This is a genomic window from Paludibacter propionicigenes WB4, assembly GCF_000183135.1.
GTDB lineage: Bacteria > Bacteroidota > Bacteroidia > Bacteroidales > Paludibacteraceae > Paludibacter > Paludibacter propionicigenes.
In genome coordinates, this window is the sequence record NC_014734.1 from 1,759,703 (window position 1) to 1,782,072 (window position 22,370).

The 22,370-nt window shown below is 41.5% G+C and carries 14 protein-coding genes and 2 tRNA genes; 3 read left to right on the plus strand and 13 right to left on the minus strand.

Features of this window, described 5'->3' with window-relative positions; all coding sequences use genetic code 11:
• Positions 1–333: 333 nt before the first annotated feature.
• Positions 334–2,100 carry a tetratricopeptide repeat protein gene (locus tag PALPR_RS07415; protein ID WP_148226443.1) on the minus strand — a complete coding sequence of 589 codons (1,767 nt, stop codon included), beginning with the start codon at positions 2,098–2,100 and terminating at the stop codon, positions 334–336.
• Positions 2,101–2,632: 532 nt separating this feature from the next.
• A complete protein-coding gene (locus PALPR_RS07420) occupies positions 2,633–3,103 on the minus strand; it encodes a hypothetical protein (RefSeq protein WP_013445001.1) in 471 nt (156 codons plus the stop codon).
• A gap of 472 nt (positions 3,104–3,575) precedes the next feature.
• On the opposite strand from PALPR_RS07420, the gene PALPR_RS07425 reads away from it, so the two are divergent.
• On the plus strand, positions 3,576–4,724 hold the full coding sequence (locus tag PALPR_RS07425) for an acyltransferase family protein (protein WP_013445002.1): 1,149 nt from the start codon (positions 3,576–3,578) through the stop codon (positions 4,722–4,724).
• A 118-nt stretch (positions 4,725–4,842) separates the two neighbouring features.
• Here PALPR_RS07425 and PALPR_RS07430 read toward each other — a convergent pair whose 3' ends face one another.
• The 6 genes from PALPR_RS07430 to PALPR_RS07455 form a co-directional block, all read right to left on the minus strand.
• On the minus strand, positions 4,843–7,059 hold the full coding sequence (locus tag PALPR_RS07430; RefSeq protein WP_013445003.1) for an alpha-N-acetylglucosaminidase: 2,217 nt from the start codon (positions 7,057–7,059) through the stop codon (positions 4,843–4,845).
• 264 nt (positions 7,060–7,323) lie between these two features.
• Entirely contained in the window at positions 7,324–8,394 is a 1,071-nt protein-coding gene (pdxA, locus tag PALPR_RS07435; protein WP_013445004.1) for a 4-hydroxythreonine-4-phosphate dehydrogenase PdxA, read from the minus strand.
• Between the two features lie 60 nt (positions 8,395–8,454).
• Positions 8,455–11,502, minus strand: a complete 3,048-nt coding sequence (locus tag PALPR_RS07440) for a golvesin C-terminal-like domain-containing protein (protein ID WP_013445005.1) — start codon at positions 11,500–11,502, stop codon at positions 8,455–8,457.
• Between the two features lie 69 nt (positions 11,503–11,571).
• Positions 11,572–12,609, minus strand: coding sequence for a dual-specificity RNA methyltransferase RlmN (gene rlmN, locus PALPR_RS07445; protein WP_013445006.1), 1,038 nt, complete (start codon positions 12,607–12,609; stop codon positions 11,572–11,574).
• A gap of 151 nt (positions 12,610–12,760) precedes the next feature.
• Entirely contained in the window at positions 12,761–14,875 is a 2,115-nt protein-coding gene (locus tag PALPR_RS07450; RefSeq protein WP_013445007.1) for a peptidylprolyl isomerase, read from the minus strand.
• Between the two features lie 131 nt (positions 14,876–15,006).
• The gene (locus PALPR_RS07455) at positions 15,007–16,248 is read right to left on the minus strand and encodes a hemolysin family protein (protein ID WP_013445008.1); all 1,242 of its coding nucleotides are present in this window, start codon (positions 16,246–16,248) and stop codon (positions 15,007–15,009) included.
• A 305-nt stretch (positions 16,249–16,553) separates the two neighbouring features.
• Between PALPR_RS07455 and PALPR_RS07460 the strand changes: the two genes are divergently transcribed.
• Positions 16,554–16,626, plus strand: a tRNA-Lys gene (locus PALPR_RS07460).
• 32 nt (positions 16,627–16,658) lie between these two features.
• Positions 16,659–16,731, plus strand: a tRNA-Lys gene (locus tag PALPR_RS07465).
• 139 nt (positions 16,732–16,870) lie between these two features.
• On the opposite strand, the gene PALPR_RS07470 is transcribed toward PALPR_RS07465, so the two are convergent.
• From PALPR_RS07470 to murC, 5 genes are all read right to left on the minus strand, one after another.
• Positions 16,871–17,326, minus strand: a complete 456-nt coding sequence (locus PALPR_RS07470; RefSeq protein ID WP_013445009.1) for a GatB/YqeY domain-containing protein — start codon at positions 17,324–17,326, stop codon at positions 16,871–16,873.
• 99 nt (positions 17,327–17,425) lie between these two features.
• Complete coding sequence (ftsZ, locus tag PALPR_RS07475; RefSeq protein ID WP_013445010.1) at positions 17,426–18,730, minus strand: cell division protein FtsZ; 1,305 nt, start codon at positions 18,728–18,730, stop codon at positions 17,426–17,428.
• A 50-nt stretch (positions 18,731–18,780) separates the two neighbouring features.
• Entirely contained in the window at positions 18,781–20,049 is a 1,269-nt protein-coding gene (gene ftsA, locus PALPR_RS07480) for a cell division protein FtsA (RefSeq protein WP_013445011.1), read from the minus strand.
• Entirely contained in the window at positions 20,046–20,852 is an 807-nt protein-coding gene (locus PALPR_RS07485; protein WP_013445012.1) for a cell division protein FtsQ/DivIB, read from the minus strand. The genes ftsA and PALPR_RS07485 overlap by 4 nt, the downstream gene beginning before the upstream one ends.
• Before the next feature lie 63 nt (positions 20,853–20,915).
• Positions 20,916–22,355, minus strand: coding sequence for a UDP-N-acetylmuramate--L-alanine ligase (gene murC / locus PALPR_RS07490; protein WP_013445013.1), 1,440 nt, complete (start codon positions 22,353–22,355; stop codon positions 20,916–20,918).
• Positions 22,356–22,370 lie beyond the last annotated feature (15 nt).

The window sequence follows — 22,370 nt, forward strand, 5'->3', positions numbered from 1 at the left end:
AGACGAGAAGTGCGAGGGTTCTTTCAATTATAATTTTTAGCTACAAACCAAGTTCTGTGTTTTCAAACAGTTTCAAACGGGCATACAAACTCCAGCACCCAACAATCTCCCCTTCTAAAGGGGAGTACCCGAAAGGGGGAGGGGTTTCACTGCTACTTATCAAACCCCGCCGCTGCGCTCGTCCCCTTATGATAAGGGGACAAATGAGAAGTGCAGTACTCTTTACAAAACAGAACTTTTCCGGCTACTTAATTCCACACATCCCTTTAATTCTCAAAACTCCGCACCCAACAATCTCCCCTTCTAAAGGGGAGTACCCAGAGGGGGAGGATGTTACTGAAATTTACATTCAGATTTTATTATTTCAATATTTGATGGATTTACATTTGTCATTCCTTCTTTTACACGTTGACGAATTTCGTAATCCAAATATAAACTCCATCGTTGGTAATGTTCTACTTTAGGTCCTAAGTATATTTTCTTTATGTAAGGCAGAATGTCATTGTACGATTCAATATAAAATTGTTTGCGCGGTAAATTCGATTCGTTTACTTCTCTAAATTTAATATTATCACTATTACGTGGTATATAAGTAATTACTCTTACTTCATGTTCATAATTATAATCAGCAGATTTAAATAGATAACTTATAGTGGAGAGACGTTTAAATATTGAGTTTTCAATCTCTCTGTAAAAATCATCCTTTTTTTGATATTTATTTCTTAGCTGAATTAACTCTAGTAATTTATCCTTCAATTGAGCTATAGCCGGTTCAATTTTATCTTTATTGTCATTGGTTATCTCTTTACTCGATTTTAACTTCTTTATGTAAACAACATTCAAAAGCTCTTCTTCATTATCGCTCATTGAAATTGATTTTTCTTCTAGCGAAGAATTAAGTTTAAAAAAATCACTGCTAATAACGACATTGCACCCCGAAGCCTCTTTTCCATTTTCATCTTTTCCATAAGTTCGCCACATGACTAATTCATCTTCGTGTGAAACTTCCCCTTCATTTTCTTCTGCTGGCAAAAATGAACCCAAGTAAACACTTGTTTCGGTTCGCTTTTCTCCACTTACATATGCTTTAGTGATTTCTTCGTTATCTAAATAATCAAAAAACACTTTACCTTCCATCGGATCATTCATGTAAATAGCATTACTATAATGCATCTTTACATTTATTTCTTTTACATATATATCTGCAACTGATAGTTTTGTATAATGTGCAACCATCTTTACTTTTGATTTAGCAGCATCACGAATTGATTCAATTATATTTTCAATTTCATTTTCTAATTTGCTTTTTTCAACCTTATCTTCTTCTTCAACATTACTTTCATTAAATTGTCTTTGCTCATTTATTTTCTCTTGAGCTAATTTTATTTTATCTTCTAGAAACTTAAATCCTTCATCTAAACTAATTGCTTTTTGAAAATTCTCAATGGCATTATCATAATTACCTATTTTGAAATATAATATACCTCTGTTCCGATATGCGTTTGCAAAATTACTGTCTAACTCTATTGCTTTATTATAATCTTTTAAAGCCTTATCTATTTCGCCTAATTTTAGCCATAAGTTTCCACGGTTATTATATGTAAATACATAATTGCTATCTAATTCAAGAGTTCTGTTGTAATCTACCATCGCTTTTTCATCTTCATCCAATTTTGTCCACGCAATTCCTCTATTATTGTATATATAAGCAGAATTAGGCTTTAGCTCAACAGCTTTATCGAAGTCTTCAATTGCTTTTTCACATTGTTTTAAATCCGTAAAAAATACACCTCTAGCATTATATGCATTAACATAATTTGGATCTAAATCAATAGCTTTTTTGAACTCAACCTCCGCCTTCTCATTTTCCCCTCTTTTTACAAATACTCTAGCCCTGAGGTTGTATGCATATGCATTATTTGAGTTTAATTCTATTGCTTTAGAAGCATCTTCAAATGCTTTTTCAAATTGATCTTCTTGAAAATAAGCTCCTCCACGTTGCAAATAACCAAATGAATTATATGGATCAATACTAATAGATTTTTCAGCCAGCAGAAATGCTTTTTGCAAATCTTTATTTTTTCTTTCAAAAATACCCAAGCAGCCCAAGCATATAAATCTGAGTTATTCTGCGTAGACAATAATTCATCTGATAATAATTCAATTATCTCATCATATTTCTCTTCTTCGAATAAATCTTCTACCAACTTCAATAATTCTTGTGACTCCGCCATAACATAAATTTTACTAATAATTTATTAATCGTTATAATTCATGTCTGCAAATATAAACCTTTATTTTCACACTTAACACATCTTACCCCACTAATTTCAACCAAGTTATCGACAAACATATTAAGTTTTGATCAAGCGGTACAATCATTTGCACGTTCATACCAAAACTTTGCCCCGATGGGGTAATCGTTTGCTCCCAATGAGCAAAACTTTAGAGATGAAGAGCAAAACTTTGCTCTGTCGGGGCAAAGTTTTACCCAAAGTTGGCAAAGTTTTGCCCCTCGACAGCAAAACTTTGCCATGAAGGAGCAAAACTCGCTTGCCCAACAGGATAAAATAAAAGCCGGAGACATAAGTCTCACGGCTTTTCCATTCACTTTAAAGGTTCACTTAAACATTTACTTTTTTGATTCGGTAGTTTTACCTGTTCTAGGGAAATACGATTTCAGGTCATCGTAGATAGCCTTTGCACCCGGCAAGTTAACCGAAGCTGCCTGCTGCACATTACCATAATAAAACAAGGATGCTGCATAAGCCTCGCTGCGCGCTGCCAGTTTTGTATCGTCGAAGTAGTTGTACAGTTGATTGATCAACGATACTACGTCCACATGTCCACCTGCATCCTGAAAGTCAACATCGAATTCTCTCATATTCATGTAGCCTGGTATAAACTCAGGATTAGTTTTTGTATAGGCAAATACCTTGGTAATAAAGGTAAATGTTTTATCGCCTACTTTAAGCGCCGATGCACGATCGTCGGCTGTCATTACTACCGAATAGGGTTTAACAAGCTGAATTGCTTCATCTATTTTACTTCTCACCTGGTCGAGCACTTCCTGAGGAATGCTCTGGTTATGTATATTATTCATTTTTTTGATTATTTTTTTTGTAAAACATGTAACAGATAACGGGTTTTCGCTTCGCCCGTTATTTTTCAGACAAAGAGTAGATTCATTTCCCCGCTACCTGCTGTCTGAAAAAGAAACTGTGCAGGGCGGGGCGATGTCTCGAAGACGAGTGGATGCGTATGAATTTCTGCCCGAAAGGGAGAAAAAGAGGTGGATATGGGATGTTCCGAAACGGAAATTACCGACGTGGGTAACAGATTATCAGCATACATACGTAGTTAAGGCGTATCAGAGGTTAATGAGTAAGTGAGTAACAAACATTGCAAATTTATAACTCGAAAATAAAAAGTCAAACTTAATTTTTATGTTATAAAACATATTTCATTAACAGAACTAAGCATTTGCCGGGCATTGCTTTTAAATGAATTATCGGCAAACCTGCTTTTTTCTACAAATTATACTATTTTTGTTGTCATATAAACACTAACTTATCATGACTAAATCACCTTCTGCTGACGCCGCAGCCATTTCGCGCTTTACGGCGCTGGATATTTTTCGCGGAATGACCGTGTGTTTTATGATTATCGTAAATACGTCGGGCAACGGCGCCACCACTTACTGGCCGCTGATGCATGCCGACTGGAACGGATTTACCCCCACCGACCTGGTTTTCCCTTCTTTTTTATTTGCCGTGGGAAATGCTTTGGGTTTTGCCATGAAACGCTGGGACACGATGAAGCAATCGGATGTGCTGCTGAAGATATTCAAACGCACGGCGCTTATCTTCCTGATTGGTTACCTGATGTATTGGTTTCCGTTTTTCAGGCTGAACGCCGAGTCGCACCTTATCCTTTCTCCCATTTCGCAAACCCGCATTATGGGTGTATTGCAACGTATTGCTTTGTGCTACGGCATCACGGCGCTGCTGGTGTATTACCTGGGAACAAAGCGGACTATTTGGGTGGGCGTCGTTTCGTTGCTGGCTTACTGGGTGCTGTTACTTGCGTTTGGCGAAGCGGGTGCTGAGTTTAGCAAAACCGGAAATGCGGTACTGCGCCTGGACATCTGGTTACTCGGTACCCATCATTTGTACGGCGGCGAGGGTTTTCCGTTCGACCCCGAAGGCGTGCTGAGCACCTTGCCTGCCCTGTTTAATGTTATAGCCGGATTTGCGGTTGGGCGATACCTGCAACAACAGAAGGGTAAAAGCTACGAAAGCCTTGCCAAATTATTGCTGGTGGGCATAGGCTTGCTGGTGCTGGCGTATTGCTGGAATTCGTGGATGCCCATCAACAAGAAGCTGTGGACAAGCTCGTATGCCGTACTCACCGTCGGGCTGGACTGTTTGCTGCTGAGTGTGATTATCTATTTCACCGATTTCCTTGGCAAAACCAAGGGTTCGCATTTCTTTATTATTGCAGGCAAAAACCCGCTGTTTATCTACCTGATGAGCGAACTGGGCGTTACCGTAATGTGGTTGGTAAAGATTGGCAACGAACCCGTTTTCAGTTGGCTGTACAACCACATTTTCAGCCGGGCAGGCGATTACTTCGGTGCCTTCCTGTTTGCCGTGTGGTGGATGCTAACGTGCTGGTTTGTGGGTTATGTGCTGGACAAAAAGAAGATTTATATAAAGTTGTAAGAAGCAACCCCCAACCCCCTAAAGGGGGCTACCTTAATTGGAAGATTGTAAAAATCATATATATTTTGCACAATGCCAAAACTCCATTTTTTTTTGTGGGGTAGCATCTTAGCAATCATCACCGTTCAAGCATCTGCTGCTTGTATTTTCCAAAAAGCTCAAAAGCCATTTTCACGGCGTCGCCCGTCTCAGTATCCGAATAAGCTGACGAAGGGCTATCCACCCAATGCTGCTCGAAGGCAGAGCACCACGCTGCAAAAGCTTTGTCGTCATAATCTTTTCCTGTAGATAGCGACGTGTCCAAACGGTTAATGAATTCTTTCCAACGGGGCAGATAATAACTTCGCAAGAGTCCGTTCCATTGTCGGTTAGAGTAGTCGGTCAGACCGCCACCAGCCTTGTGCCAGGTGGTGATTATCTCACGGGCATTGCGCTCATAATAGGCTTTTTCGGCCGGAGTAGTGCCCCAACTACGGGCGTCCGCCAACCATTTCCCCAGTAAAAATTCATGACGGGTAGCCAGCAGGCCGTCTATTTCCTGTCCCAGTTGTAGAAATTCGCCGGAATATTTACGAAAATCAATCAGGTTCTTTCGGCTGTAAGCTTCCATCATTTTGTGGTACAATACCGTGCCGTAATTTCCCAACGCCTGACGTGTCAGATTTACCACATCGAACCGATAAGCATCCGTTTTCTTGGAATTAGCACTAGCCTGAAACATCCGATTGAGCGCAATGGCTAAATCGACATTCCGATACGGAATCTTGGGGTTTGTTGCCCAGAAAGCCCGGGTCAAATCCGTCACGGGTGACACCTGAAATACCACACAATGATTCCAAATGCCCACAGCCGTATCTACCAATACGTGTTGCCTGAGTAGTTGCCAGGCTTCTATTACGGCTTTATCTCTTGCTCCGGCCCTGCGTTCGGCATAATGACGGATCAGGGTGTCGGCAGTCACCGTTTCATCAGCCCGCCACGGCATTTCGAGCACTGTCTCGTAAATTTCCGGGTTTACATTTATTCCTTCGAGGGTTGACCCTACTCCCACACAAGCACTGCCATAAGTCAATTTTCCCAATCGGTTCACTACCTTGTTCAGAGGTGCTACCAGATGCGTATTTGCACCAAAATTACCCAGATAACACCAAATAAAAGGAGCTCCGTAGAAATTGTCCGACTTTCGGAAAAACTCTTCTTCCTCGCAGTTATAATCCAAAAAAAACAGTTTACCCTGAGGCACGGCATGTATCATGGCCGAAAGGCGCGGACGCGTCCAGTGTGTGGGATCGTTATAGAAAGTCCAGGACATCTGATACCAAATGGCCTCTTTATCCACTTGCGACATAGTTTCATAAATGGTCTTGCCCACGTTGGCTAAATAATCGGGTTCCCAGCTCGGAGGTGTAATTTCGTTGAACGGATCGGCAGAATACAGATGGTCGGTTCCGTAAAGCTTCTGCTGCACTGTCAGAAAACGTTTCTGAATTTCGCCAAACAAATTGTCGGTAGGATCCAGAAAATAAGTAGTATATTCTGCTGCCATACCACCCCAACCGGGCTCTATCCGGGTTATCTTGGCCGATGGACGTAACGTTTTCAACTGCTCGGGCACATGACCTGCAAATGCGGAAAGAATAGGTTTCATGCCCAATGCCCGCGAACGCTGCAAGATGTGTTGTTGAAGTTTCTTTTGTCCCTCAATATACGAAATGGGTAGCGGACCGCCCCATTTATCCATATTGGCCATCCGGTGCCAGGGCAAATGTGCCGGACCCGAAAAATAAGAGCGAACCGCCGTATCCGTCATGCCAAACGATTTCCACACTTCCTGCCAAACCGCTTCCTGTCCTGCGAGCATCAATGGGCGGTTTACGCCATTCATAGCCATCCAGTCAATAAATCGTTGCCATTGCCCCCAGTTCCAAAAAGCAAAAGTATATCCAAAAGTGCAGGTGTTATTGAAAAACCGCTGCTGAGCGGCACAAGTCTTGCGAATTTTTGCAGCAGGCAAAGGCAAATTTCCCGAAATAGTAAGCGGTTTAATAGCCTGCCAGTCGTAACTCAGATGCGCGGTTTCTTTCAGGTACCAGTTGAAGGCCGTAGCGATGGAAACTCCGTTATTTCCACGCAGCACTATCTTCCCATTTTGTGCTTCCACTTCGAATACATCCAAGCCCTTTTCGGACGAAATCTCTTTCACTACAAAATCATCGGCATGCCCTGCCAGCACCCTACGGATCAAAGCTTTCGATTCCTGAACCGTTTTAGACTCCAAACCAAAGGCAGTAGCGAACGGAAATAAAAGAATCAATACACAAAATTTTATTTTCATAACCGGAATATTTATGCATACAAAAATAGCATTTATTTTGTATCCTCCTATTCTTAGCGCTGAAACTATATGATTGTGTCTCGCGATTTCTAATCGCGTATATCTAACTGCAAGTATTCGCGATTATAAATCGCAAGACCCGATCCAGCATTAAACAAAAAATCCGATATCATTATCTGACATCGGATTCTTCTATTATGTTTTATATATCTTATTACCAACACTGATAACTGTTTACTGTAAACTGTTCACTGATTACTGTATCTACTCCACCCTGCCGCCACGCTCAAAGCGTTGTTCTGTTTTCAGGGGATTGGCGCTTATTTCTTCGTTCCATTTTCGGTTTTGGTACACATCGTAAGCCAGGTAAAGTGCCTGACGGAACGACTCCTCGGAAGCCAAGTTTTTTCCGGCGATATCGTAAGCCGTACCGTGGTCGGGCGAAGTGCGTATAACGGGCAGTCCGGCTGTATAATTCACACCTGTATCCATCGACACGGTTTTGAAAGCAATAAGTCCCTGATCGTGGTACATGGCCAGCACGGCATCAAACCTACTGAAATTGCCAGCGCCAAAGAAACCATCGGCAGGATACGGACCGGCACATACTATGCCCTGCGCTTCGGCTTTTTTCATGGCCGGAATGATCACCGTGTTTTCTTCATTACCAATCACTCCTTCGTCGCCTGCATGAGGGTTGAGCCCCAGCACAGCTATGCGCGGACGATCGATATTGAAATCTTTTTTCAGCGAAGCATTGAGCACCGTCAGTTTATCCACTATTAGTTTTTCGGTCAGCTCAGCGACTATGTTGTTTACCGGAATATGACCCGTAACCACAGCCACGCGCATCACGTCGTTCACCAGCATCATCAACGCAGGCGTTGTCGATCCGAATTTCTGCTCAAGGTATTCCGTGTGTCCGGGAAACTTAAACGTACCCGATTGTATATTTTTTTTGTTGATAGGCGCAGTTACCAGCGCTTGCAGGGCACCGCTTTGTAAATCCTCGGTGGCACGTTCCAAGGCTATAAGAGCTGCTTTTCCGGCCTCTTCGGTGGAGGTTCCGAGCTCTACCTTAATTTCGTCGTCCACACAGTTTACGATGTTTACACGTTTAAGGTTAATCTCCTCTATAGAGTTTACCACATTCAGGTTCAAACCCTGAATATCGAGATTTTTACGGTGGTACGCAGCCACTTTTGACGACCCGTAAATTACAGGAACAAAAGTTTCGAGCATGCGGTTATCGGCCAGAGTCTTAAGCATAACTTCATACCCTATACCATTGATATCACCGTGAGTAATGCCAATAATTATTTTTTCTGCTTCCATATTATTCTATTGTCTCGATAGTTTGATACTTACAACTTTATTAGTCTTATATGCTCTTTATTATTTTTTTACCGTGCCGGGCGTGCCTGCGAAAAACGACAATACCGACTCCATTAATTCTGTCCGGTCTCTCTCCAACTGAATGGTTTCCAGCGGAAATCCAAAGCAACAGGTTTTGTATGCTCCCGAATAGGCTACAGCTGCGCTTGAATTATTCTCGGCATAACGGCAAATGGTATAACTGCCTTCGCCAAGCGGATCGATAGCATCGGGCGACTCCACATAATACGATGTAGCATTGGGCTCATCAAAATAAGTCAAATCGTCTTTCTTAAATGACTTATAGGGCGAATTGACGATGCGTACATTGCCGCACACACTTGCCTGCGAAGTGCGGAACTTGAATTTCAATACATTTTCCATAAACGACACATCCTCACGTAGCGGATGTAACGCCTCGCCCATGTCCGATCCGATATAAGCCCCGCTCACCAGCAGGTTTCCGCCCCGTACGCAGAACGTCTGTAATGATTGCTGCAAAGCTAATGGAAAAGTTTTAAAATCGGGTGCTTTTTTAGCATTTCCTACGAAAGTTTGCTTTTGTTTACCCAATATCAAATCTACCACTTTATATTGTGTCAAATCAATATCAGAGTTTAATACTGATTTTTCGGAACAAGATACAAAGGAATAACCTGCCGCCTTGATGGCTTTGCCGTGTAAATAAGGGTAATCGAAGGTATTACCCGCTATCACCTTGCCTTCGTAGTTGGCATGACTGGCACCAAAACCCGGAGCATCGTCCGTCACCCACGGACTGGTACGTTTAAAATCGTATTGGCTACCCACATACGATATTTCTGATTGGTAAGGCACACCTGCATCCCGTTCGTTTCTAAATCCGGCACAGGTATCCGACCGAAAACTCTCCGGGCCGCTTACTCTGTCAAAACCGTTTACTATCATTACCTCGCCCTTTTCGTTGGGTGCTCGGTAAGCCGACAATATTTCGGAAGGAAAACTTTCGCCACCTTTATTTACTGCCGTTACCTTAAAACTGTATATTTTACCTGAAGGGATGGTAATATTCAGTCTGTCGGAGTTAACCAACACTCCATTGTCGAAATCGCCATTGTCCACCCGGGTGTAAATCACATACTGGTCGGGCTTGGCCGTTGGTTCAAGGCTGTCGGTAGCTGCCACCCAGTGCACTTCCAGCTTATTATGTTCCACAAAACGGCAACTGAACTGCTCCACAGGAAGCGGTTGCACCACGTAATCGGTATGATTAGTCAGCGAGAGGAACCTGAGCAAGCCTTTATACACCGACCGACTAACGGTGAATCGAAAGCGCGGATCGAGTCCGTAACGCATATCGGCAAAATTCTGATGAGACAAAAGCTCCAGCAGCATGGTGGGCACTTCGGGCACACGCGATTCGCTGTAGGATTTATTCCACATATCCCTGCGCACCCATTCAGGTGCAAATTTTCTGCGGATATCGTTCACTATCTGGGTTTGTACAATGTCGGTCAAATCGCGCGATGTCCATCGCGACACTCCGTTTTCGAAAGTCGTTTTTCCTTGCGAGTTCTGAACGGTGTAAATACCCAATGTGCCGATAATAGAGTCTTTGAGCGACACACCCGCATCGCTGTGAAATGCCAGTGCCAGATCGATGGGCACATTCAATCCTTTTCTATCGGGGGCTACCTTAGAACCGCCCGCCAGATAATTCACCCAGAAACCCCGCGACTGAAAATCGTCCGAGTAATCATTTTGTCCACCCGTGCGGCTGTAAATACTGTCCGGAATACCTGCCCACTGTAACCAGTAACGCGCCCCCTCCGTGAACCGCGGATAACGGCTTATTTCGGGCTCATAAACCACCGGTGGTTTCACAGCAGAAAGACTATCCCCTGTAACAGATGCTACCACTGGCACGAAAGGGCTTCGGGCTATATTGCCCATTCCCCCGCCAAATTTTACGGCATCGGCTGTTACCACTTTGCCTTCTTCCGAGCTGAGGTTAGCGAGCACCACACGGTCGTCATTACTCCTGCCTTTGTCGAAATTAAAATGCCCAAGGTATAACCACGTTCCGCCATTCATGGTCTGATTAACCACAAATTCGGTTTTACCTCCCTTATGATAAACCGTATAATGAGCATCGGCTGCACTATTGGAGAGTGTTTTATACGAAACATACACAGCATAGCGCCCTTCCTGAGGAATATTAGGCACCCACTCCACACGACTTACATCATCGGCATTGTGCACAACGGGTGCTTCCCTGAAAGTTCCCAGTCTGAACGGATTTTCGCCTTGAGAATAAACATCCTTGGTGTTGGCAAAACCGGTTCCATCGCCTTTCTTCCAACGCTTTTGGTCATTCTGCTCCCTGTAGCGCGAAAGTCCATCCCTGATATCGTTGTCAACAATCACTTCATTAGTCTGTGTATCTCGCTCTCGCGGCAACAACACGTTAGCCCCGGCATTTTCGAGCATGGGAACCAGATAAGGTAATACGTACGATTGGGTGTATAAATCTTCCACCACCTGAAAAACCCGGGCACGTTGCCACACCCATCGGGATTGTTTCTGGTCGAAATACTTGCCATGGCTCTGCCACAAGGCTATATGACGGTTTTGTAAGCCCTCCGATATATTAAACGGACGAGACATGTTCCGTACTAAAGGTGAAGAAAGTACAGGAGCAGAAAATAAGCGAGCCGAATCGAGTAACTCGGGTTTATAAAAATTGGGAATAAGATCTTCTATTTTTCTATTGTCAATCTGACATACTATGGTATAATCGGGGTATTTCTTCGCCACAACTTTGGAGATTGCGTTATAAATTCGCTTTACATTATCGGGTCTGAAAGGCACATAGCCGAACTTATCATTTACAACTACATGAATGGTACTCGTTTTGGCATTGGCATAGAAATCCAACACATTGATACGCCCAATGCGTATGTAACTGTTGGCAATTAGAGTCAACGAATCGGCAATCTGAACTTCCGGTTTTTTTTGTCCGTAGGATATACTGAGTGCTTCTAAAAAAAAGAACAGAACGATGCAAATGCTTTTTAAATATTGTCTCATATTTTTTAATTACGAGTTTATACGTGTACCTGAAAAATAGTTAGCCGAAAGAATTGGACTCAGAAAGATTTACTGCTGTGCCTCTTCTTTCTCCTTTTCCAGTGTGGAAAGCATACCGCAAGCAGCAAAAATATCTTCACCCCGCGACCTACGGATGGTAGAGGTAACTCCATTACTGGTCAGATAATCGCGGAAAAATGTCATTTTCTCGGGAGTAGAGCTTTTCAAATCAATACCAGGAATGGCGTGAAAGCGAATCAGATTGACACGACAATCAATTCCTCTGAGCAGCTTCACCAACTCTACGGCATGGCGCATACTGTCATTCACCCCATCGAACAGAATATACTCAAACGATACCCTACGCTGATGACTAAAATCATGTTTGCGAATTTCGTCGAGCACCTTGGCTATCGGAAATGATTTCTCAATCGGCATCAACTTCAGACGTTCTTCCGAAAACGGCGAGTGCAGACTGATGGCTAAATGACAATTCGAACGTTCCAAAAATACTTTCATCCCCGGAATCAACCCTATCGACGACACGGTTATCCGTCTCGGGCTCCAACCGTAACCGTAGTCGGCTGTAAGTATTTCCAACGACCGAAGCATAGCCAGTGTATTGTCAAACGGCTCGCCCATCCCCATAAATACCAGGTTGGTCAGCGTTTCTGCTTCGGGTATCGACATAATCTGGTTCAGAATTTCCGTAGTGGTGAGCTGAGCTGTAAAGCTCTGCTTACCCGTCATGCAAAACATACAGCCCATCTTACAGCCCACCTGCGACGACACACACAGTGTTGCTCTGTCTTCGTCCGGAATATAAACCGACTCTATAAAATGTCCACCTTCTGTACGGAAAAGGTATTTTTTTGTCCCATCCGTCGACTCCACCGCCTGCACAGGCAATGAACGACCGACATCATATTTTGCGGCCAGCAGAGCCCTGTTTTTAGCCGAGATATTAGTCATTTCGTCCAGACTAAAAACACGTTTCTTATAAAGCCACTCCGATATCTGTTTAGCTGTAAAAGCAGGCATCCCCAGTTCGGACACTATGTCTTTTAATTCGTCAATGTTTTTACCTACAAGCGCTATCTTATCCATTCTTATTATTTCTATTTCTAAAATAAAAGAGCGTAATACGGGCTATCCGTAAAGCTCTTCTGTGCAAAGTTACACAAACTTGATGACAAAAAGAAAACGGAATGAAATTACTCATCCCGTTTTCGGCATTTTCAATTATAAATTTCTTTCTTTAAAAGAAGTTCAAGCGATTATCTGTGATATCAGCTTTTTCTTTCATATCCTGAAAAAGTGTATATGACAGCGAGTAGCTCAAACGAGCATTTAATTGCATTTTTTCCAATTGTGCGTTGAATGCTTGTGGGTTTACTTGTTTGTTTGAAGTACGTACAACATAAACACCTGCATTCCCTTTTATCGGAGTAGAAACTTTGCCTAAAGCTGTTTTGGTAACTTTACCTATCACTGCCGGTTCAAATCCTGCAGTACCCAACTGGTAAGAAGCAAAGTTTACGGCCGGAGCAGTTTTTACCGAATCTTTCAGCAAAGAAGCCAATCCTTCAAGCGAACCGGTTTTGCTCAATTCTGCGCTCAGGTTCTTAATCATTGATTCAGCTTTCTTGTCTTTAATAATTTCAGCTTTCAATTGATCCGAAACTTTCTCCAATGAGCGGTATCCTTTTTTATTCAACTCGGTTGTCATTGCAACTACAAATTTTGTTCCACAGTCAAACACATCCGAAACGTCGTTTTTGCTGCTATTGAATACCCAACGAATAATTTGTCTTGATTGGTTGATATCGGCAATTTTTTCGGTAGAACGCAATACTTCAGCAGCAGGGCGAACGATATAACCTTTTTCTTTAGCTTTTTTATCAAAATTGTCAGCCGACAAATCTACTGCAAATTGTTTAGCATCATTGTAGATTTTGCTATATGATTTGCTGCTAGGAACTATTTTGCGTTCAAGAATTGCCAGTTTCACTTTTCTGCGAGCCGGAGTTTTGTCCATTACCTGGAAAATTTGAACTCCCTGTTCATCTTTAATAGTAAAAATATCGTTTTTAGATTTGCTGAAAGCCTGTGAAGTAATCTCTTTCTCTGGACCCTGAGTAGCTTCCTGCATCCAACCGATTTCGCCACCATTAGCAGCAGTTTGTTTTACGGCTGAATATTTTTTAGCCAATGCTCCAAAATCAGCACCACCTTTAATGGCAGATACCAAGCTGTCTGCTTTCGTTGCATCTTTAGCCAATAAAAATATGTGACGTAGTTTTACTGAGTCAGATTGCATAATACCACCTTGCATAACACGAGCCATGGTGTAGGTATCATTTACAAATGAAGGACCGTAAACTGCACCTGTTGCGCTACCAAAAGCAAAGTCTTTGAGCAAAGCAGGAACGGTTCTCTCTGAGTAGTTACGTCCATCGTACATAACATCAGAATTAGAGTTAACCAAAGCTGCAACATCAGCAGTAGTTTTAAACTCACCTTCCAGTTTTTTCATCCAAGCTTCACCTTCTTTATAATCTTCGGGTAATGGCTTGATATCAAAAGCTACATAACTGAAAGAGCAATTGGCATCTTGTTTAAATTGTTCTTTTTTCTTGTTGTACAAGTCTTTGATTTCACTGCTGCTTACTTTGATGTCAGCATCCGGAACTGCAAAATAAGGTTGAACCACATAGGCCACATCAACACTTGTTTTCTTATCTTCAAAACTCATTTTGGCATCAAGGCTGTTAGCACAAACAGATTTTGATATCAATGCGTTATATTTTTCTTGTAAAATACTATTTTTTACGGTTTTTTCCCAGAAATTCCAATAGTTTTTTGCTTGTGCAATTTGTTGTTTCATTTCCTCATTAGCAGGAGCCTGCTCCAAACTACTCAAAAACTGCACTAAAGCCGGACGGCTAAACTGACCATTCTCACCAGCAAACGTACGGCGTTGCATAATCAATGGGTGAATGTTATTACCAATCAATCTATCAGAAAGCTCATCGGCACTAACGGCAAGACCTAATTTTTTAGCCTCTGCGTTCAATATTTTTTCGCTCATCATGCTTTCCCAAACAGACTGACGAATCTGAGTAGTCATTTCTTCATTCAATTCTGCTCTTCCGGTTTCAATTTTATAAACCTCAGTCATTTGTTCAATGGCAGCTGTATATTCCTTGATATTGATATCATCTCCAGCAACTTTTCCAACTATTTCTTTTGATTTATTAAAGAAAGTTGACCCCTCTTTAAGGAAATCGCCTACAATAAAGGCTAATAACGCAAGACCTACTACTGCAACAAGTAAAACTCCCTTGCTTCTAATTCTATCTAATACTGCCATTTCTTTGAAATTAATTTATATTTTATTTTTTTGCTTTTCATCAAATTTGAGGGCACGAATATACAAAAAAAAAGTTTACGCTGCTGCAATTTCTAAATTTTTCTGTATTTTTTATCGAAAAATGATAGGGATTAATCCGCCGTCGCAACCTTTACCAATTCAATTCGGTTATTCGTCACTTTCACACACTTTATGGTAAATCTGTCAATTCTTATGATTTCATTCAATTTTGGAAAGTGCTGATGATTGTGTAAAATGAACCCTGCAATGGTTTCGTACGAATCCGATTCAGGGATATTCAGGTTAAACTGCGCATTAATAGCCTCTACTTCCAGTCTCCCCGAAAAAATGTATTCATTCTCACCGGTCTGTTCGGCCACATAATCACGCGTATCATGTTCATCCTCTATTTCTCCGAAAATTTCTTCCATGATGTCTTCGAGTGTTACTATTCCGGCCGTTCCGCCAAATTCATCCACCACCACAGCTATACTTTTCTTTTGAAGCATAAATATCTTCATCAGTTTTTGTGCAGCCATGTTTTCAGGCACTATCGGTATCTGGTTTATTCTTTTCTTCCAGTCCACTTGGTGTTCAAACATCTCGGAAGAATGAATGTAACCGACAATATTATCTATATCTCCTTTGTAAATAGGTATTTTGGATAATCCTGTTTCGATAAATGTTTCTTTCAGCACATCGACACTTACTTCATATTCCAGCGCAATAATATCAGTACGCGGCACAGAGCAGTCGCGCAACTTTACTTTAGAAAAATCAAGTGCATTCTGAAAAATTTTCACCTCGTTTTCCAATTCTTTCTCACTCTCCACATTTTCAAAACTTTCCTGAATTAAAAAATTCAAATCAATACGCGAAAAAACATTCTCCTGCGTAGTCTGAGATATGTTCACCCTGCAAAGTCTCAGAATTCCAACAGAAACCCAGGTGCTAAAACGCGTAATGGGGTATAATACGACGTAGAATGCAAGCAACAACCACGAAAAGACCCTCATCCACAGATTCGGATTAATTCTGAAAATTGTTTTTGGGAGAAATTCACCCGTAATAAGCACTATAGCGGTTGCCAACACGGTCTGAACAAAAGTTATTACAAAAGGGTTTCCAATGGGAGTTAACCAAGGCGTGAGTACTTCTGCCATTAATAAGCCGTAAATAACCAGACAGATGTTATTCCCGACCAGCATGGTAGATATAAACTGCTGAGGATTGCGGTAAAAAACGGAAAGGATGGACGATGTCAGATTACGTTGCTTTTTATCCAACTCAAAACGAAGTCTGTTGGAAGTTACAAAAGCAATCTCCAGGCCCGAAAAAAAAGCGGATAAAAGCAGTGTTAGCAGAATGAACATATCACTGTACAAGATTTGATTTTCTTCCTATTTTCAATATCCATGACTGCAAAGATACAATTATTTACATAGTTTATGGTAGATTTTGCAGCTATTTTGTAAATATCCGGACGATAATTCTGCTCTAAAATACATTCAAAACAGAAGCAGAAGAGAAAAACCCTGTAAAATCAAAGTTTTCTTCGTTTGTAATTATTTATGTATCTGAATTTTGCAATTTACACCAGAAATAATAATCCATTTCATCCACAGAGCATTTGTGGTTTTGAAAAAAAACCGTATCTTTGCAACCGCTTTTGAAAAACGATCTAGTAGCTCAGCAGGTAGAGCACATCCCTTTTAAGGATGGGGTCCTGGGTTCGAGCCCCAGCTGGATCACTCGTTACTAAAAGCAGCATACAAAGTTTGATGATCTAGTAGCTCAGCAGGTAGAGCACATCCCTTTTAAGGATGGGGTCCTGGGTTCGAGCCCCAGCTGGATCACACAATTCAAAGCCTTTCGATTAGTTTCGGAAGGCTTTTTTTGTACAACATATCAACTGATAAAGAAAAACCTCAAAAGCTATTGTCTAACTTTTGAGGTATAGGTTTGAAATCAGAAATCTGTTATTTCCGTATTCTTTTATCTAGCAAGAAGCGCCTTCACTTTTTCGGAGATCAATCGACCTTCGGTTTTTCCGGCAAGCTGTTTACTGGCCACTCCCATTACTTTTCCCATATCCTGAGGTCCGACCGCTCCAACCTGCGCTATAATGGCTGATACTGCCGCTTCAAGCTCAGCATCGGTCAGCTGAACAGGCAGGTATTTTTCAAGCACAGCAGCCTCAGCAAGCTCGTTCTCGGCCAATTCAGGACGAGATTGTTCGATATAAATCTGAGCCGATTCTTTGCGCTGTTTCACCATCTTCTGAACAATCTTCACGGCCGCATCGTCAGACAAATGACCATCAGACCCCTTGGCGGTTTTAGCTTCCAGAAACTCTTTCTTCATCCCTCGCAATGCCTCTAAAGCCACTTTATCGCGTGCCAACATGGCAGTTTTAATATCGCTACTTACTCTATCAAATAGTTCGTCCATTTTATTGATTTATTTATTAGTCAATAGTTGTTTAATGCATTAAGTCCAACCTGTAAAATTTCATTTTACACCTCACCAACGCATTATCAAATCAACACATTATTTCATTAATCTTCTCTTCCAGGCAGGAATATTCTCCACATTTTTTAATGTCTTTTCATCTTCCAAATCGTCCAGCGTAAATACCGGTAATTCAGGTTCCGGTTCAACTTGCTGTTCTGTTCCTGTTTGAGCAGCATTGCCATAATATTGCTCGTAGGTTTTCTCTATATTGAGTTTTACAGGCTCCAGTTCAACTTCTTCTACCGGCTGTGGTTCAGGAACAACTTCCGGTTTAGGAGTATCAAAAAACCTTGATGCTTCGGCACTCATAGCCGGTTTGGCAGCGTAAGCTTTAGCCACATTAGCCGGCATACCCGGTATATCACTGACATCAAATCCGGTAGCTATAAGCGTTATTTTTACTTTATCTTGCAGTTCATCATCAAAGCTTGCACCCCATATAACCTGAACATTTTCACCTACCTTCGACATAAATTCATGTATCTGCTCCACCTCTTCCATTCTGATCTGGTCGGTAGTTGAACAATACAAACTCAACAATATTTTGCTGGCACCGCTTACATCATTTGTATTCAACAACGGCGAATTCAAGGCATCTTCAATTGCTTTAGTAATACGGTTCTCGCCCGAAGCATAACCGGTATTCATAATAGCCACATTGCCATCTTTCATGATGCTGTACACATCGGCAAAGTCAGTGTTTATATATCCGGGAACGGTTATGATCTCAGCAATGGCTTTAGCAGCGTTCGTCAACACATCATCCGCTTTGGCAAAAGCATTAGAAAGCTCTAAGTCAGGATAAATTTGTTTTAATTTTTCATTATTGATAACCAAAATCGCATCTACATGCTCACTTAAAGCAGCTACACCTTCGAGCGCCTGACGTATCTTCATATTTCCTTCGAAAGCAAACGGTATAGTAACAATACCTACAGTCAGAATCCCCAGGTCGTGAGCAGCTTTTGCTACCACAGGCGATGCTCCGGTTCCCGTTCCACCACCCATACCGGCAGTAATAAAAACCATTTTAGTATTATCTTTCAGCAATTCCTGAATGCGATCTATTGATTCCTCGGCTGCCTGACGTGCAACTTCGGGCTTTCCACCGGCACCCAGACCTTCGGTAGTATCTACTCCCAATTGTATTTTTGTTGGAACAGGCGATTTAACCAATGCCTGATTATCAGTATTACAAACGACAAAAGATACGTCTGTAATTCCCTGACGATACATGTGATTAACAGCATTTCCACCGCCACCACCAACGCCAATAACTTTAATAATTGAACTGTCAACCAGTGGCAATTCTAAAGGTAAACTATCGTCTAAATATCCCATATATATTGAATTCAAAAATTATTTACAAATTTATCTTTATCAGCATCAAACTAATTCAGCTTATTGTCATCATTGAAAAAATTGATAAACCCATCGGCAATCTTATCCCTAAGCTTTTTCCTTGGAATTTTGGGTTCCTTAGCGGGTGTACTGACAGCCACTTCCACCGGATGTGCTTTTCTGTACTCATTGGTAAGCAATATCGTTCCTATCAGCTGAGCATATTTAGGATCATGATATTTTTCGGGGGTATTATCGGCCAGCCACTCTGAGTGCCCACCAAAGCGGGGATAAATACCCGTCTTTTCGGCAATGAATTCTATTAAACCATTCAATTTTGCTCCTCCACCCGTAATCACTATACCTGCTTCAAGCGCAAACGGCAGATTGTCTAAGGCATCGAATATCGGTTGGGTAATCTCTTCCAAACGCGCTTCTATAATTGTCGCCAGAAACTTTGTTGAAATTTTCACCGAAGGGTCTGTTTCTTCAACAGCATTTATCTGAATATAAACCGGCTCATCAACCAGCGATTCCAACGCACTACCCTTCAGACATTTAAGTCTTTCAGCATTCGTTTCATTAATTCCAAGCTCCTGAATATCTTTGGTAATGTTTTTCGCCCCAAGAGGCACTACCAACAAATTTTGTAAAATATCATTCTGGTAAACCGCCAAAGTTGTGGTAGTTGCTCCAAAATTTATCAACGCACAACCATCTTCACGCTCCTGCTCTTCAAGCACTACAGTAGACAAAGACTCGACAGCCAACGGACTGTATTCCAGCACAATTCCTGTTCGGTCAAAACACCGTTCGAGCTCCGATTTGATAACTGAGCTACCAAAAACGACATTATAGCTGGCTGTTATCTGAGCGGCAGTCTGACCAACCGGATCATCCATCATTTCACCATCGAGCACATACGAAACCGGAATAACATCAAAAACAGTTATATCAGGTCGTTGAGATTTTCGCTCGCATTCATTCATCATCTCAGTCAATAAATCCTCAGTGATAACATTAGATTTACCAACGAATCTACTCACTGAAGCGGGCGCAAGTTTCATGGTTTTTGCGCCAACACTTACCGATACCTGAGAAATATCAGGCATTTTAGCACTGTTCTTCAACAATTTGAGTAATTCACTCACTTTAAACGATGCTCCTGATGGTTTCTCAACAATACCCCATCTAACATCGTCGGATATTTTAGATTCTTCGGATAGAATTTTTACTGCACCGTTATCAAGTATTTCCGCAGCCATGGCCGAAATATTTGCACTACCAAAATCTATCGCTATAAGTTTGTTTGAGGTCATAATCTACTGGCAATAATACTATCTTTTTTTTGTTCGGTCGCTACAACTGGTTTTATGGTTTCCTGACCGACTTTGCTGCAAACCACCTGATCTTTATATTGTAAATCAATAAGCTTATATTTATTCCAACCAACTACATTAAATCCATTAACGTAGAGTTTCCGTAACTTCTCTAGTTTTGACTGGTAATTATCCAATGTTCCTAACAGGATAATGGCTTCGCCTACACGGGGAACAAGCTCTATCTTGAGATCATCCCTGATAAATATCTGTTCGATCTGTGCATTCCAAAATGGATTATCTTCTAAAAATGTCACAAAATCAAACATTTTGGTTGTCATAGACGAAACATAAGCTCTACCCGAAACTACCGGCACATAAGCGGCATAATTTTTCGAAATCGGCATTACTTTTCTATCGGTATCGATATAATAACTGCCATAACCTACCACCCTAAATTTCGGACAACGCTGCGAGATGCGAATATGCACAATTCCGGTTGGAGTTTTGTAACATTCCGCCACTTTTATCATCGGATTCTTGTGTAAAGTTTCTTCAATTGACTCGGTGTGAATGTTTTTTATCGATTTTCCTATCGGATTTAAATCATTCTCTTCAAGTATTTGAGCAACCTCAGTTTTAGTCACCAACTGATGCCCGTTACTCTCCGTCATGACAATTTCGAGTTTTCTACAGACACTATCTTTTCCCCGTCCGGAAAAATACCAAATTGAAAATGCCAAATACCCCAAAACCAATGTGGTAAAGAAAGTAATCAACACATATTTCCAAATGGGTTTCATATATAATTTTCAGTTTAAAGACTTCCAATTCTCATCAAATAATACACATTGGAAATCAGAGCATTATTTCACTGACGATTGTTTTAACTGATCTTTAATAAGTGGTACTAACTTATCAATATCTCCGGCACCAAAAGTCACTAAAACATCTAACTCTTTTTCTTTGAGCAAAGGTAATAGATTTTCCTTGCTGCACAAAGTTTTGTTTTTTAGTTTAACATCGCGCAAAATCAAGTCAGAATCAACACCTTCTATGGGCAATTCGCGCGCCGGATAAATGTCCAGCAGAATCAATTCGTCAAGCTGCGATAAGGCCTCAGCAAAGGCTGTAGCGAAATCACGGGTTCGTGTATAAAGGTGCGGTTGAAAAACCCCTGTAATCTTTCTGTTCGGGTATAAATTACGAATAGAAGCAATGCTGGCTTTCAACTCGCTGGGGTGGTGAGCGTAATCATCCATGTACACTATCTTGTCTGATTTATACACCACATTAAATCGGCGATATATCCCCGAGAATGAAGATATTCCGGTCCTCAACTCATCAAAACTAACTCCATTCAACCAGGCTAGAGCCATAGCCGCCACACTGTTTTCAACATTTATCTGAACCGGAACACCCAATCGGACATCGGACAAACGATCGTTGGGAGTAACAAAATCAAAATGTATTTCACCATTGACCGTTCTGATGTTTTCAGCGGTAAAGTCACCTCCATCATTCATTGAGTAAGTATAAAGCTTCACCCCTTTTTGTAACTGAGGTACGATGTCTATTCCTTTACGCATTACCAGAGCTCCACCAGGACGAATCAGCGACGTAAAATGTTCGAAACTTTCGCGAAATGCGTCTGCCGTCTCATAAATATCCAAATGATCCGGATCGGCCGATGTTATTACCGCCATATAGGGCGAAAGTTGATGAAACGAACGATCGTATTCATCTGCCTCAATAACCACCAGATTGCTCTCGGCCGAAAGCAGTAAATTTGTGTTGTAATTATTGGCAATTCCACCCAGAAAAGCATTGCATGACACCTGCGACTGATACAGAAGATGCGCCGCAATAGTTGATGTTGTGGTTTTTCCATGCGTACCGGCAATACAAATGCCTTTGCTCTGACGCGTAATGTCGCCTAAAACCTGAGCACGTTTCTGAATGCTATAGTTATTTGCCTGAAAGTATTTCAACTGTGGGTGATTAGCAGGAATAGCCGGAGTCAAAATCACCAGCGTATTTTCCGGTTTTGTATAAACAAACGGAATTTCAGACACATTCTCATTAAAACTCACAGTAATTCCCTCTGCCTGAAGTTCCTTGGTAAGCTTGGTTTCGGTACGGTCATAGCCGGCTACCTGAAAGCCTTTCGTATGGAAATAACGAGCCAAAGCACTCATTCCAATGCCACCTATCCCTAAAAAATAGTATTTAGTAAAAGCCCCACCTAATCTTCCCGAAGGAGAAGAACTTACGCTTGCATCTTTTTTCATTTCTTGGTTTATCATAAAACGATCTCTTTA